The following is a 14,373-nucleotide window of genomic DNA, read 5'->3' as shown; positions in this document are numbered from 1 at the left end:
ATGAATTTTTCCAAGTTCTTCATTTCACGGCCGATCTTCGCAGCGGTGCTGTCGCTGTTGATCCTGATCGCCGGTGCCATTTCGCTGTTCCAACTGCCGATCAGCGAATACCCGGAAGTGGTGCCGCCGACCGTGGTGGTGCGCGCCAACTTCCCGGGCGCCAACCCCAAAGTCATCGGTGAAACCGTGGCGGCGCCGTTGGAGCAAGCCATCACTGGCGTCGAGAACATGCTGTATATGTCTTCGCAGTCCACTGCCGACGGCAAGCTGACCCTGACCATCACCTTCGCCCTGGGCACCGACCTGGACAACGCGCAGGTGCAGGTGCAAAACCGTGTGACGCGCACCCAGCCCAAGCTGCCAGAGGAAGTGACGCGCATCGGTATTACCGTGGACAAGGCCTCCCCAGACCTGACCATGGTGGTGCACTTGACCTCCCCGGATCAGCGTTACGACATGCTGTACCTGTCCAACTACGCGATCCTCAATATCAAGGATGAACTGGCACGCCTGGGCGGCGTCGGTGACGTGCAGTTGTTCGGCATGGGCGATTACTCCTTGCGCGTGTGGCTCGATCCGAACAAAACCGCTTCGCGCAACCTGACGGCGACCGACGTGGTCACGGCAATCCGCGAGCAGAACCGCCAGGTGGCAGCCGGTGCCCTGGGCGCCCAGCCTGCGCCGAGTGACACCAGCTTCCAGTTGTCGGTCAATACCCAGGGCCGCCTGGTCACTGAAGAAGAGTTCGAGAACATCGTGATTCGCGCAGGCGCCAACGGTGAAATCACGCGCCTCAAAGACATCGCCAGGGTCGAACTGGGCTCCAGCCAATACGCGCTGCGCTCGCTGATCGATAACCAGCCCGCTGTCGCGATTCCGATTTTCCAGCGCCCAGGCTCTAATGCCATCGACATCTCCAACGATGTGCGCAGCAAGATGGCCGAGCTGAAGAAGAGCTTTCCGGCGGGCATGGATTACCGCATTGCCTATGACCCAACCATCTTCGTACGCGGTTCCATCGAAGCGGTGGTGCATACGCTGTTTGAAGCACTGATCCTCGTGGTGCTGGTGGTGATCCTGTTCCTGCAGACCTGGCGCGCCTCGATCATCCCCCTGGTGGCGGTGCCGGTATCGTTGATCGGTACGTTTGCGGTGATGCACCTGTTCGGGTTCTCACTCAACGCGCTGTCATTGTTTGGCCTGGTACTGGCCATCGGTATCGTGGTGGACGACGCCATCGTGGTGGTGGAGAACGTCGAGCGCAATATCGAGCTGGGCCTTGAGCCCTTCCCGGCGACCGAAAAAGCCATGAGTGAAGTGACCGGCCCCATCATCGCTACGGCGCTGGTGCTGTGTGCGGTGTTCATTCCGGCCGCCTTTATCAGTGGCTTGACCGGGCAGTTCTACAAGCAGTTCGCCTTGACCATCGCGATCTCAACAGTGATCTCGGCATTCAACTCCCTGACCCTGTCCCCTGCCCTGGCCGCTGTGTTGCTGCGCGGTCACGACGCACCGAAGGACCGTTTTTCCAAGTTCCTCGATAAGGTCTTCGGTGGCTGGCTGTTCCGTCCCTTCAACCGCTTTTTCGAAAAAGCCAGCCATGGCTACGTAGGCACCGTGCGCCGAGTGATTCGCGGCAGCGGTATTGCGTTGTTCGTCTACGCAGGTTTGATGGTGCTGACGTTCTTCGGGTTTGCCCACACGCCGACCGGTTTCGTACCGGCCCAGGACAAGCAATACCTGGTGGCCTTCGCCCAATTGCCCGACGCCGCAAGCCTGGACCGCACCGAAAACGTGATGAAGCGCATGTCGGAGATCGCCCTGAAACAACCCGGCGTGGAAGCTGCGATCGCCTTTCCGGGCCTGTCGATCAACGGGTTCACCAACAGCCCGAACAGCGGCATCGTGTTCGTGACCTTGAAGCCCTTCGATGAGCGCAAAGACCCGAGCATGTCCGCCGGTGCGATTGCCGGTGCACTGAACGGTCAATACGCCAATATCGAAGAAGCCTACATGGCGATCTTCCCGCCGCCGCCGGTACAAGGCCTGGGCACCATCGGTGGCTTCCGCCTGCAGATCGAAGACCGTGGCAACCTCGGCTATGACGAGCTGTACAAAGAAGTGCAGAACGTCATCGCCAAGAGCCACGGCGTGCCTGAGCTGTTCGGCCTGTTTACCAGCTATACGGTGAACGTGCCGCAAGTGGACGCGGCCATCGACCGCGAAAAGGCCAAGACCCACGGCGTGGCGATCAGTGACATCTTCGACACCCTGCAGGTCTACCTGGGCTCGTTGTATGCCAACGACTTCAACCGCTTCGGGCGCACCTATCAGGTCAACGTGCAGGCTGAGCAACAGTTCCGCCAGGACGCCGACCAGATCGGCCAGCTGAAAGTGCGCAATAACAGAGGCGAGATGATCCCCCTGGCGACCTTTATCAAGGTCAGCGACACCTCGGGCCCGGACCGCGTGATGCACTACAACGGCTTCATCACCGCAGAAATCAACGGCAACGCCGCGCCGGGCTACAGCTCTGGCCAAGCCCAGGCCGCGATTGAAAAACTGCTTAAAGATGAACTGCCCAACGGCATGACCTACGAGTGGACCGACCTGACCTATCAGCAAATCCTCTCGGGCAATACCGCGCTGTTTGTGTTCCCGCTCTGCGTACTGCTGGCGTTCTTGGTGCTCGCGGCCCAATACGAGAGCTGGAGCCTGCCACTGGCGGTGATCCTGATCGTACCGATGACGCTGCTGTCGGCCATTACCGGGGTGATCATCTCGGGCGGCGACAACAATATCTTCACCCAGATCGGTCTGATCGTACTGGTGGGCCTGGCGTGCAAGAACGCGATCCTGATCGTCGAATTCGCCAAGGATAAACAGCAGGAAGGCCTCGACCCGCTCGCCGCGGTACTGGAAGCCTGCCGCCTGCGTCTGCGGCCGATCCTGATGACTTCGTTCGCATTCATCATGGGTGTGGTGCCACTGGTGCTTTCCAGCGGTGCCGGCGCCGAGATGCGCCATGCCATGGGCGTGGCGGTGTTCTCCGGGATGATCGGTGTGACCTTCTTCGGTCTGTTGCTGACGCCAGTGTTCTACGTACTGATCCGTCGCTATGTCGAGCGCAGTGAAGCGCGCAAAGCGGCCAAGGCCTTGAAGCTGGAGACACAGCAATGAGTGTGAAAATATTCCTGCCGAGCTTGTTGGTACTGGCGCTCGCCGCCTGTGCCGTAGGCCCGGACTACAAGACCCAGCCACTGGAGGCGGCCAACATCACGGCCGCCGCCGACACCAAGAGCTACGACCACGCCAAGTACGAAGGCATCTGGTGGCAGCAGTTCGACGACCCGACCCTCAACCAGTTGGTGACCCAGTCCCTGAGCGGCAACCGTGATTTGCGCGTGGCCTTCGCCCGTCTGCGGGCGGCACGGGCCATCCGTGATGATGCGGCCAACGACATCATGCCGGTGGTCACCTCCCGCGCCAGCAGCGATGTGGGCAAGGGGCAGATTCCCGGCCAGACCACCAAGCGTGTCAACAGCGAGCGCTACGACCTGGGCCTGGACATGGCCTGGGAAGTGGATTTGTTCGGGCGTATCCGCCGCAACCTGGAAGCCAGTGACGCCGACCAACAAGTGGCCGAAGCCGACCTGTACCAACTGCAAGTCACCATGATCGCCGAACTGGTAGATGCCTACGGCCAACTGCGCGGTGCGCAACTGCGTGAGCGCATCGCCCTGGACAACCTGAAGAACCAGCAGGAATCGCGCACCATCACCGTCAGCCTGCGCGATGCCGGCGTGGGTGATCAGCTCGACGTCGAACGCGCCGACGCGCGCCTGGCAGCAGTTGAAGCCAGCGTGCCGCAACTGCAGGCCGAACAAGTGCGTGAGCGCAACCGCATCGCCACCCTCCTCGGCCAGCGCCCCGACAAGCTGAGCGTGGACCTGAGCCCGAAAGACCTGCCAGCGATTGCCAAGGCGTTGCCGATTGGCGACCCGGGGCAACTGCTGCAACGACGCCCGGACATTCTCAGCGCCGAACGCAAATTGGCCGCCGCCACCGCACGTATTGGCGTGGCCAAGGCCGACCTGTTCCCACGGGTGAGCCTCAGCGGTTTCCTCGGCTTCACCGCCGGGCGCGGTTCGCAGATCGGCTCGGCGGCCGCGAATGCCTGGTCCCTTGGCCCGAGCATCACCTGGGCCGCATTTGACCTGGGCAGCGTGCGCGCGCGTTTGCGCGGTGCGAATGCCGAAGCCGATGGCGCCTTGGCAACGTATGAACAGCAAGTGCTGCTGGCGCTGGAAGAGTCCGAGAACGCCTTCAGCGACTACGGCAAGCGCCAGCAACGTTTGGTCTCGCTGATCCGCCAAAGCGAATCCAGCCGCGCCGCCGCCGACCTCGCGGCGATCCGCTACCGCGAAGGCACCGTGGACTTCCTGGTCCTGCTCGACGCCCAACGCGAACGCCTGGCCGCCGAAGATTCCCAGGCCCAAGCCGAAGTGGATCTGTATCGCGGCATTGTGGCGATCTACAAGGCGTTGGGTGGAGGCTGGCAGCCGGATACGGTGGTCGCCAGCAACAAGTGAGGTAAAGAGCTCCTTTGGTTGGTCGCATCCAGCCAATTTTTAGCCCTGCGGTCCATTCGGTCGCGGGGCTTTTTTTGCCAGGACTTCCTAAAATGTTGAAAGTTATTTCTGTAAGCCAATTAAGAAGTCCTTCGTAGGTAATTTCCTAGTACTGCGCTATACCTGGCTTCCCACTTTAAATACTTCAGAAACAACAGTGCGTTTTCATGTAGGCAAACGGCACCCCCACGTTAAAGTAATTGGCGCACGTGTCGACAACCAAGTGCCACTTACTAATGGAGGAAGGCGACATGGCTATCATGTTGACTGCTGAGCAGATGAGGTATACCAAGGCAACCAACGCTTACGTTATTAAAAACCCTGAGCAAATAACGAATGAATTCACGATCACCGAGGAGTCCGTAGCAGCTGACACACTAAATCTTGGTGAAACAAAAAAAATCGCCGACCTGAAAGAATATTTAAAGGGCTTTGACATGACAGCCATAAGCTCAGATGACCTCAGAAAAGTAGCGCGACGATTATTCGACAATGAAATGATAGATATACATGCATTTGTAATATTCGCCGAAGGCAATTTGGCGAGTGGTGCAGATGGTCTTCCTACAGACACAGACGTTAAATTCAACGCCATTGCTTTGTTTAATGAGCGGCTTGAGGACTACAATGATTTCCTTGAAAATAATCCTGCAGACGTGAAAGAAGATACTTTGAGATGGCGGCGGGGGATGATAGATGCCAATCACGCGATAGGTGCATTGACCTACTTCGTCAATTCTTCCAGAAGTGATTTAAAGATTCATGAGCAAGCTTGAATCCAAGTCGTTTGGGCAGTGCGCTAAGGAGGATCTTAACGCACTGCCAATGCAGGCCTTCAGCGGCCGTATTTGGCGATGCCTGAGTAGGGTTTCACATCAGGGTCGGAATTGAACATCGCAACTCGATAGGTACCAAACGACCCAGAGTATGAAGCGCTGCTCCCAAAGCTTGTCGCAACAGATTGCCAAGAGGCTCCCAACTGCTTTTGGATAATCAACTGTGGCGCCCGCCCTCCTCCCGTGGAAGCTGAGGCATCAATAGTCGCACCCGCACATCCATTCGCGGAAGTTATTGTGAACGGACCATACACTGTCGTTTCGACACCAGGCGGCAAAAGCCCGCTATAGCTATCACTTATGTACAGACACAAGGCCGACACCTGAGCAGACAAAAGCATTAACGCGAGACACGGCAACGCAATAAGACCTTTCATGACCTCACCTCAAATCAGCAAATAGTGAATAAATACCCACTCGAAATGTCTGATCTTTTATTTCCCCATAAGCGCACCTCACAGTTAAGCAACGGCTGCCAGCACACGACACTCGATATCAACCCAGCAGATATCAAGCACCCACTAATGCGGGTAGGAACACGTTGCTTACGGTACACGAAATCAAGCGCTAAATATGCCAGCCACGTCCTAAAATATCGAAGGAGCGTTCTGTCATACTTAGGTGAAGGAATAAGTGAGAACTGTCCTAATCCCGCATGACGGAAGTTAGAGTCGACTCGACTCGTTCAAAATCAAACTCCGATAATGCCCGGGATTCGATCCAGACCACTTACGAAACGCCTTGTAGAACGAACTTGCATCGGCAAACCCCAACCGCGTGGCAATTTCGGCAAAGCTGATCTGCGGTTCAGCCAGCCACACAATCGCCAGTTCCTTGCGCACGCTGTCCTTGAGCCCCTGATAGGTCTGCCCCTCTTCCGCCAGGCGACGGCGTAGGGTGGACGCAGAAATACACAACCTGGCGGCAAGCCCCTCGGTTTCCGGCCAGGTGTCGGGGGGCATCTGCCGAAGGTCGTGCTTGATGCGCGTGGCGAGGCTTTCGGGGTCGCGATATTTGACCAGAATGTTAGCCGGTGCATGGGCCAGGAAGCGTTGGAGCTCCTGCGGGCTGCGCTTGATCGGCAGGTCCAGGCAATCGGCGGAAAAGATCATGCGGGTGCGTGGTCGATCAAAGCGCAAGTTGTCAGAAAACATCACCTGATAATCGTCACAGAAGTCCGGCTGAGCGCAACGCAGCTCAATGGCGAGAATCGGAATGCGCCGCCCCGCCAGCCAGCAGGCGACGCCGTGGACGATCATCCAGTAGGTAAAGTAGGTAAACGCACGCTTGGGCTCATCAGGCTCGAGCAGGACAATTTCCGCCAGGCTCTGTTGGCGCACCAGCTGGGCTGGCAGGTGCTCCAGCATCAGTGAGAGAAACCCCAAGCCGGTTTCCAGGCCCGCCGCCAGGTTGGGTTGCGCCATGGCGGCGCGACACAGGAACGCCAGGCTGCCGGACTTGAGCTTGCGCGGGTCCATGCCAAAGAACTCATCGTCCCTGCGCCGCGCCAGCAAACGCCACAGGCGTGCATAGGCCGTGGCCGCCACGCGAGCGTCGGGCTGCTCAAGCAACGCCGGGGCAATCCCGACTTTGCTCAATGCCTCAACGGTGGCGGCTCCCGGCGCGCAACTCTGCAACAACGCTTCGCGCACGAGGTGGATGGAGATGGTGTCTTTTTCCGACATGGGGCGTTGAGCTGTCCGGCTGCGGTCTGGTTGGCCTGCATCATAAGGGCGGTTGCGCTTCGCCACCACTGTTCAGCCCACGTTCAGCAAAGGTCAATATTTCTTGTTTAGCAATGAGTATCATTATGTTACAACTTAGCTCCCTAACTAGTTGCGCCCGGGTGCCCGATGCTCGTTCCTTTTTTAATCATGCTGCGCGAAGGCATTGAAGCGGCATTGATCGTTGGCATTATCGCCAGTTACCTGCAACAGACCGGGCGTGGCCAGTGGATGCCTGCAGTGTGGATCGGCGTGTTCCTTGCGGCGGCGCTGGCGCTGCTGGTGGGCGGTGGGCTGGAGTTGGTCAGTGCGGAATTCCCGCAAAAGCAGCAGGAATTGTTTGAAGGTGTCGTCGGGCTGGTCGCCGTGGGCATCCTCAGTTCCATGGTGTTCTGGATGCGCAAGGTGGCGCGCTCGATTAAGCACTCGCTGCATGAGTCCCTAGACCATGCACTGGCCGGCTCCAGGCATCAGGTGTTCGCCCTGATCGCCATGGTGTTTTTCGCCGTGGCCCGCGAAGGGCTGGAGACGGTGTTCTTCCTGTTGGCCGTGTTTCAGCAGAGTGAAGGCCCCGGCGCTCCGGTAGGCGCCCTGCTCGGCCTGATCTTGGCCATTGTCGTGGGTTTGCTGATTTATTCCGGCAGCATGCGCCTGAACCTCGGCGCATTTTTCCGCTGGACCGGCCTGTTCATCCTGGTGGTCGCCGCCGGCATTCTCGCCAACTCGGTGCAAGCCCTGCATGAAGCCGGCGTGTGGAATCACTGGCAGACCGTGCTGTTCGACTTCAGCACCGCATTGCCCATGGACAGCCCACTCGGTTCAGTACTGGCCGGCATGTTCGGTTACCAGGAAGCACCGACCGTCAGCACCCTGGGCGCCTATCTGATTTACCTGGTGGTGGCCCTGGTGATGTTCTTCCTGCCCTCGACCCCGACCCAGCCTGTTGCCAACACTTCTTCCGTTTCCAGCCAGTAAGGACCGTCTCTTGTCCAACCCAACCCCTCAATCGGCCCCACCGTCCCGCGCCTTGCGCTGGGGCGTGGCCGGCTCGGTGGTGGTGATGATCGCCGCCGGTGGCCTGTTCTACTACGCCTCGCAATTGGCCGCCGGCAAGCGCCAGGCCAACCACAATGAAATCGCGGTGACCATCCACAGCCACGCCTGCGAACCCAACGCCCTGACGGTACCGGCCGGGCATGCCAGCTTTCGCATCATCAACCGTTCCGACCGTGCGGTGGAGTGGGAAATCCTCGACGGCGTGCTGGTGGTCGAAGAGCGGGAAAACATTGCCCCAGGCCTGAGCCAGGTGATCAACGCCAACCTGCTGCCCGGCGACTACGCCATTACCTGTGGCCTGCTGAGCAACCCGCGCGGCACCTTGCATGTCACGCCCACCGCAGAGTCTGACGCCCAGGCCAAGGCCAAGCCGTCGATGGTGGCCTTTATCGGCCCGTTGTCGGAGTTTCGCGTGTACCTGAGCGGCCAAGGCGGTGCGCTGGTCAAGGCCGTGACGGCCCTGCAACAGGCCATCGCCGCCGGTGACCTGGCCCAGGCCCAGGCGCTGTATGTACCGGCTCGCGAGGCGTATCAGCGCTTGGCGCCGGCGTCCCAGCGTCTGGCCGAATTGGATAACGCGATCAACGCCCGCGCCGATTATTTTGAACAGCGCGAGCAAGACCCCGCCTTCAGCGGCTTCCACCGCCTCGAATACAGCCTGTTCCAACAACACAGCCTCGATGGCCTGGCGCCGGTCGCCCAACGCCTGGTTACCGACGTCACCACGCTCAAGCAACAGTTACTGGCCCAGTCCCTGCCACCGGAGCAACTGGTGAGCATTGTGGTACGCAACCTCAACAGCCTGGCGGACGTGCGTGCGGCGAGCGGTGAAGAAGAACGCTACAGCCACATCGACTTGAACGGCTTTGCCGCCAACCTGCAGGTCGCGCACAAAGTGGTCGACCTGATGCGCCCGTTGCTGGGCAAGTCCGCCGCCGACCTGCTCCCCACTATCGACAGCGCGCTCAACGCCTTCGACACCGAACTCAACGGGCTCAAGGTGAATGACCGCTACCCAACCTACGACAAGGTTACAGCCGATCAGCGCAAGCAGATCGCCGACAAGGCCAAGGCACTGGCCGTTGCACTCGATGGAATCGACCCAGCCCTTGGCCTTTCCGGCCTGCAGTGAAGACGACCGCATACATGAGTGATACACAACAGTTTGACCTCCAACGTCGCCGCGTCCTGTTGGGCATGGCGGCCACCGGCGCTGCGATTGCCGGCAGCAGCCTGAGCTGCCCGGCCATGGCGGCAGCCGCCGAGCAAGTCACCACCGCACCACGCAGTGACAAAACCCAGGACCACCAAGCGTTTTTCGGCAAGCACCAAAGCGGCATCGTCACCCCGCGCCCGGCCTGCGGCATGGTCGTGGCGTTCGATGTGCTGGCCAGCGACCGCGAGGACCTGGAACGCCTGTTCCGCACCCTCAACGAGCGCATCGCGTTCCTGATGACCGGCGGCACCGTGCCCCAGGTCGACCCGAAATTACCGCCTACCGATTCCGGCATCCTTGGCCCGGTGGTCACACCCGATAACCTGACCATCACCGTGTCGGTCGGCGAGTCATTGTTCGACGAACGCTTCGGCCTCGCGGCGGCCAAACCCAAGCGCCTGAGTCGCATGGTCGGTTTCCCCAACGATGCGCTGGAGCCCGCGCAGTGCCATGGCGACCTGAGCCTGCAGTTCAGCTCCAACACGCCGGACACCAATATCCACGCTCTGCGCGACATCGTTAAAAACCTGCCCGACCTGCTGCTGGTGCGCTGGAAGCAGGAAGGCAGCGTACCGCCCCAGGCACCGACCAAACCCGGTGAGCCGGCGCAGAGTGCGCGCAACTTCCTGGGCTTTCGCGATGGCTCGGCCAACCCCAATTCCAACGATGACAAGGCCATGGACCAGATCGTCTGGGTACAGCCCACCAGCGACGAACCGGCCTGGGCCGCCCATGGCAGTTACCAGGCCGTGCGCATCATCCGTAACTTTGTCGAGCGCTGGGATCGCACCCCGCTGCAAGAACAGGAAAGCATCATCGGCCGTATCAAGCCCACGGGCGCGCCCATGGACGGCCAGCATGAAACCCAGGTCCCGGACTACAGCAAGGACCCTGAAGGCAAGTTGACCAAGCTCGATGCCCACATCCGCCTGGCCAACCCGCGCACCCCGCAGACCCAGGCCAACCTGATCCTGCGGCGGCCGTTCAACTACTCCAACGGCGTCAACAAAAACGGTCAACTGGACATGGGCTTGTTGTTCATCTGCTACCAGGCTGACCTGGAGAAAGGCTTTATCAGCGTGCAAACCCGGCTCAACGGCGAGCCGCTGGAGGAGTACCTCAAGCCCGTGGGTGGCGGGTATTTCTTCACGTTGCCCGGGGTCACCGGCCCTAAGGATTTCATCGGGCGCACGCTGCTCGCGGCAACGCACTCTCAAACGCCTGCCAAGACCTAAAACACACCAGAGCGGAATGTCTCCCATGAAGAAGTCGTCTATCGCGTTGTTGTTACTCAGCCTTTCGCCACTGGCAAGCTTCGCCGCTACTGCGCCGTTGGACCTGGTGGGCCCGGTGTCGGATTACAAGATCTACGTCACCGAAGAAATCGGCGAACTGGTCACCCAGACCCAGGCGTTCACCGACGCCATCAATAAGGGCGACCTGGCCACGGCCAAGAAGCTCTATGCGCCGACTCGCGTGCACTATGAATCCATCGAGCCGATCGCCGAGCTGTTCAGCGACCTCGACGCGTCCATCGACTCGCGTGTCGACGACCATGAAAAAGGCGTGACGGCCGAAGACTTCACCGGCTTTCACCGCATTGAATACACGCTGTTCTCGCAGAACTCGACCCAGGGCCTGCAAGCGCTGACCGCCAAGCTCAACGCCAATGTGAATGACCTCAAGACCCGCGTCGATGGCCTGACTTTCCCGCCGGAGAAAGTCGTTGGTGGTGCCGCTGCGTTGCTCGAAGAAGTCGCGGCCACCAAGATCTCCGGTGAAGAAGACCGCTACAGCCACACCGATCTGTACGACTTCCAGGGCAACATCGACGGCGCGAAAAAAATCGTCGACCTGTTCCGCGGCCAGATCGGGCAGCAAGACCAAGCCTTCCTGGCCAAGGTCGACAAAAACTTTGCCAGCGTCGACAAGATCCTGGCCAAGTACAAAACCAAGGATGGCGGCTTTGAGACCTATGACAAGGTCAAGGACAACGACCGCAAGGCGTTGGTCGGCCCGGTCAACACCCTGGCCGAAGACCTCTCAACCCTGCGCGGCAAGCTGGGTTTGAACTAACTGCCGCCCACAAAAAAAACACCCAGTCCCTGTCGAAGGGCCTGGGTGTTTTTTTGCCAGCACGTTGCTCAGTTAGAGAATGCGGTACAGCAAGCGCTCGATCCGCACCCGGCTGACACGCCGCAGGAATTTGCCGACGGCGGGCGGGTAATCCACCAGCGTCTGCAATTGCTGGTAACCCTGGATACGCGTGGTGTGCTGGAAAATATTCGCAAGCTCGGCGCTTCGCGGCTCCAGCCATTGGCCTTGAGGGTCGTCGATCAGCAAGCCGTTTTCCAGGTCGAGGCGAAATGCCCGAGGGTTGAGGTTGTTGCCGGTGAGCAAGGTGTAGCGCTCATCCACCCACATGCCCTTGAGGTGGTAGGTGTTATCGCCGTCGCGCCATAAGTGCAGGTTCAACTGGCCGCTGTTGATCATCGGCTGATGCCGCTTGGCAAAGCGCCGCAGGCTGATCTCGTACAAGTACGGCAACGCCGCAATCACCTTGAAAGGCTCGGTGGGCGGAATGTAGAAGTCGTTGGCGGTCTTGTCGCCCACCACGATGTCGATCTTCACGCCGCGTGCCAGGGCGCGGTTGATCTCACGGGTCACCGGCAATGGCAGGTTGAAATACGGCGTGCAAATAGTCAGTTGCTGCTGGGCGCTGGCGATCAGTTCGAGGATCACCCGGCTCAACGGGTTGTTCTTGCCAACGCCCAGCAAGGGGCTGACCGACAGATGGCCATTGGGCAACTGCCCGGCTGTGGTGTCGTAGGTCGCATGCTTGAGACGGCTGCGCAGGTCGCCGATGTCGTTGCGCAGGCTGCGGGTGGTGGGCGGGTTCGGCAGGTCCAGGCGATGCACGGCCTTGGACGCTACCAGGCCGTGCTCCACCAGATGCTGCATCGAATCGGCCAAGGGTTGGCTATGGATCAGGTGGTAACGATCGAAGCGGTATTTGTCGAACTTGTGCAGGTACACATTGTTCAGGCTGGCGCCGCTGTACAGCACGCTGTCATCAATCACGAAACCCTTGAGGTGCAACACGCCGAACAGCTCGCGGGTTTGCACCGGCACGCCGTACACCGGCACTTCGGTGGCGTGGCGCTGGGTCATCGCCTGGTACCAGGCGCTGTTGCCCGGTTGCTTGCCCGCGCCGATCAACCCGCGCTGGGCGCGCAGCCAATCCACCATCACCACGATGTCCAGTTCAGGCCGTGCGGCCTTGGCGGCGTGTAGGGCGTCGTAGATCTCCTGCCCCGCCTCGTCCTGCTGCAAGTACAAAGCAACGATGTAGATACGCCGCGTGGCCTGGGCGATTTTCTCCAGCAGGCAGCGACGATAGGCGTCGGCGCTGGGCAGCACCTCAATGGCCTCGTTGGACAACGGAAAACCGCGCAGCTTGGGCAACAGGGAGCGTTTGAAGAACGACGGCATAGGGCTCGCAATGGGTCGAATCCGAAGAGGCCCAAAGCTTACACCATGAGGCTGCTCAGGTCTCGCGGTGGGTAATTTAAAAAACCCTGTTGACCATGAAGAACGATCGTTCTACTGTAATCGACATGAACGATATAATCCAGAATGAAACCCGCGATATTATCCTCGACGTCACCGAGAAGTTGATCTATCGCCACGGCATCGCTGCCACCGGCATGGACTTACTGGTGAAAACCGCCGGCGTGTCGAGAAAAAGTATCTACCGTTACTTCGCCAACAAGGATGAGTTGGTGGTGGCCGCCCTGCAACGCCGCGACGAACGCTGGATGCAGTGGCTGCGCAGCGAAGTGGAACGCAGCGACGACAGCGGCGAGCGCCTGCTGGGGCTTTTCAGCGCGCTCAAAGGCTGGTTCGGCTCGGCAGACTTTCGCGGCTGCGCCTTTATCAACACCAGTGGCGAAACTGGCGACGCCCAAGACCCGGTGCGCCTGTTGGCCAAGGCCCATAAACGCAAACTGTTCGAGTACGCACTTGAACTGTGCCAAGCACATGGCACCGCCGCCCCGGAGCAGCAGGCCGCGCAACTGCTGATCCTGATCGATGGCGCCATTACCGTTGCCCTGGTCATGGGTGATTCAACAGCTGCCGATAATGCGCAATGCATGGCGCAAACCTTACTGCAACTGTGAACCCACAGCCCAGGCAACTTTAGACCCAACCTTTATTGCTTCGAGGAGTCGCCCATGTCAGCCCAAGAAGAAGTCCGTCCGCCCCTGCCGCCGTTTACCCGCACGTCTGCCATCGAAAAAGTCCGCCTGGCCGAAGATGGCTGGAACTCCCGCGACCCGGAGCGCGTGTCCCTGGCCTACACCTTGGACACGAACTGGCGTAACCGCGCCGAATTTGCCCATAACCGCGAAGAAGCCAAGCAGTTCCTGACCCGTAAATGGGCCAAGGAGCTGGATTATCGACTGATCAAAGAACTGTGGGCCTTCACCGATAACCGCATCGCCGTGCGCTACGCCTATGAATGGCACGATGATTCGGGTAACTGGTACCGCTCGTACGGCAACGAAAACTGGGAATTCGACGAGAACGGCTTGATGGCCAACCGCTTTGCCTGCATCAACGATATGCCGATCAAGGAAAGCGAGCGCAAATTCCATTGGCCGCTGGGCCGGCGCCCGGATGAGCATCCGGGCTTGTCAGAACTGGGGCTATAACCCCGATTCTGTAGGCAGCGTGAGATCCAATGTGGGAGCTGGCTTGCCTGCGAAGACGGACTAACAGTCAACACAGCTGGACCGGGTACATATCCGTTATTTAGGTAACGGCCACTTAGGGTTCCGCTCTGACAGCGGCTCACTTTTGAAAAGAGCCCAAAAGTAAGCAAAAGGCTCTTGCCCCACCACTCGGCA

11 protein-coding genes are annotated in these 14,373 nt (G+C 59.6%); 9 read left to right on the top strand and 2 right to left on the bottom strand.

The genetic code is table 11. The features are described 5' to 3' along the window. The 3 genes from A7K61_RS21770 (at position 1) to A7K61_RS21760 (ending at position 5,407) form a co-directional block, all read left to right on the top strand. Positions 1-3,180, top strand: coding sequence for an efflux RND transporter permease subunit (locus A7K61_RS21770; RefSeq protein ID WP_044273664.1), 3,180 nt, complete (start codon positions 1-3; stop codon positions 3,178-3,180). Next, a complete protein-coding gene (locus tag A7K61_RS21765; protein ID WP_069558350.1) occupies positions 3,177-4,592 on the top strand; it encodes an efflux transporter outer membrane subunit in 1,416 nt (471 codons plus the stop codon). The genes A7K61_RS21770 and A7K61_RS21765 overlap by 4 nt, the downstream gene beginning before the upstream one ends. A gap of 290 nt (positions 4,593-4,882) precedes the next feature. Beyond that, positions 4,883-5,407 (top strand): hypothetical protein, encoded by a 525-nt coding sequence (locus tag A7K61_RS21760; protein WP_069558349.1) that lies wholly within the window; start codon positions 4,883-4,885, stop codon positions 5,405-5,407. 725 nt (positions 5,408-6,132) lie between these two features. Here A7K61_RS21760 and A7K61_RS21755 read toward each other — a convergent pair. Then, positions 6,133-7,152, bottom strand: a complete 1,020-nt coding sequence (locus A7K61_RS21755; RefSeq protein ID WP_069558348.1) for an AraC family transcriptional regulator — start codon at positions 7,150-7,152, stop codon at positions 6,133-6,135. A gap of 168 nt (positions 7,153-7,320) precedes the next feature. On the opposite strand from A7K61_RS21755, the gene efeU reads away from it, so the two are divergent. Genes efeU through efeO (A7K61_RS21735) form a run of 4 tightly spaced genes read left to right on the top strand, consistent with a single transcriptional unit; the run spans position 7,321 to position 11,539 of the window. Next, on the top strand, positions 7,321-8,166 hold the full coding sequence (gene efeU / locus A7K61_RS21750) for an iron uptake transporter permease EfeU (protein ID WP_047710789.1): 846 nt from the start codon (positions 7,321-7,323) through the stop codon (positions 8,164-8,166). 10 nt (positions 8,167-8,176) lie between these two features. Next, positions 8,177-9,379, top strand: coding sequence for an iron uptake system protein EfeO (efeO, locus tag A7K61_RS21745; RefSeq protein WP_069558347.1), 1,203 nt, complete (start codon positions 8,177-8,179; stop codon positions 9,377-9,379). Positions 9,380-9,393: 14 nt separating this feature from the next. Next, a complete protein-coding gene (gene efeB / locus A7K61_RS21740; RefSeq protein WP_069558355.1) occupies positions 9,394-10,698 on the top strand; it encodes an iron uptake transporter deferrochelatase/peroxidase subunit in 1,305 nt (434 codons plus the stop codon). A gap of 25 nt (positions 10,699-10,723) precedes the next feature. Next, positions 10,724-11,539, top strand: coding sequence for an iron uptake system protein EfeO (gene efeO, locus A7K61_RS21735; RefSeq protein WP_069558346.1), 816 nt, complete (start codon positions 10,724-10,726; stop codon positions 11,537-11,539). A 72-nt stretch (positions 11,540-11,611) separates the two neighbouring features. Here efeO (A7K61_RS21735) and pssA read toward each other — a convergent pair whose 3' ends face one another. Next, positions 11,612-12,955: a CDP-diacylglycerol--serine O-phosphatidyltransferase gene (pssA, locus tag A7K61_RS21730; protein WP_032891996.1), complete on the bottom strand. Its 1,344-nt coding sequence runs from the start codon at positions 12,953-12,955 to the stop codon at positions 11,612-11,614. Between the two features lie 125 nt (positions 12,956-13,080). Between pssA and A7K61_RS21725 the strand changes: the two genes are divergently transcribed. Together A7K61_RS21725 and A7K61_RS21720 are read left to right on the top strand one after the other, a co-directional pair. Then, positions 13,081-13,644, top strand: coding sequence for a TetR/AcrR family transcriptional regulator (locus A7K61_RS21725; protein ID WP_069558345.1), 564 nt, complete (start codon positions 13,081-13,083; stop codon positions 13,642-13,644). Positions 13,645-13,698: 54 nt separating this feature from the next. Next, positions 13,699-14,178 (top strand): nuclear transport factor 2 family protein, encoded by a 480-nt coding sequence (locus A7K61_RS21720; protein WP_069558344.1) that lies wholly within the window; start codon positions 13,699-13,701, stop codon positions 14,176-14,178. Positions 14,179-14,373: the final 195 nt, after the last annotated feature.

This window comes from Pseudomonas sp. AP42, assembly GCF_001728935.1.
GTDB classification, from domain to species: Bacteria; Pseudomonadota; Gammaproteobacteria; order Pseudomonadales; family Pseudomonadaceae; genus Aquipseudomonas; species Aquipseudomonas lactis.
The sequence above is the reverse complement of the archived record's forward strand: the minus strand, read 5'-3'. Positions and strand labels throughout refer to the sequence as shown.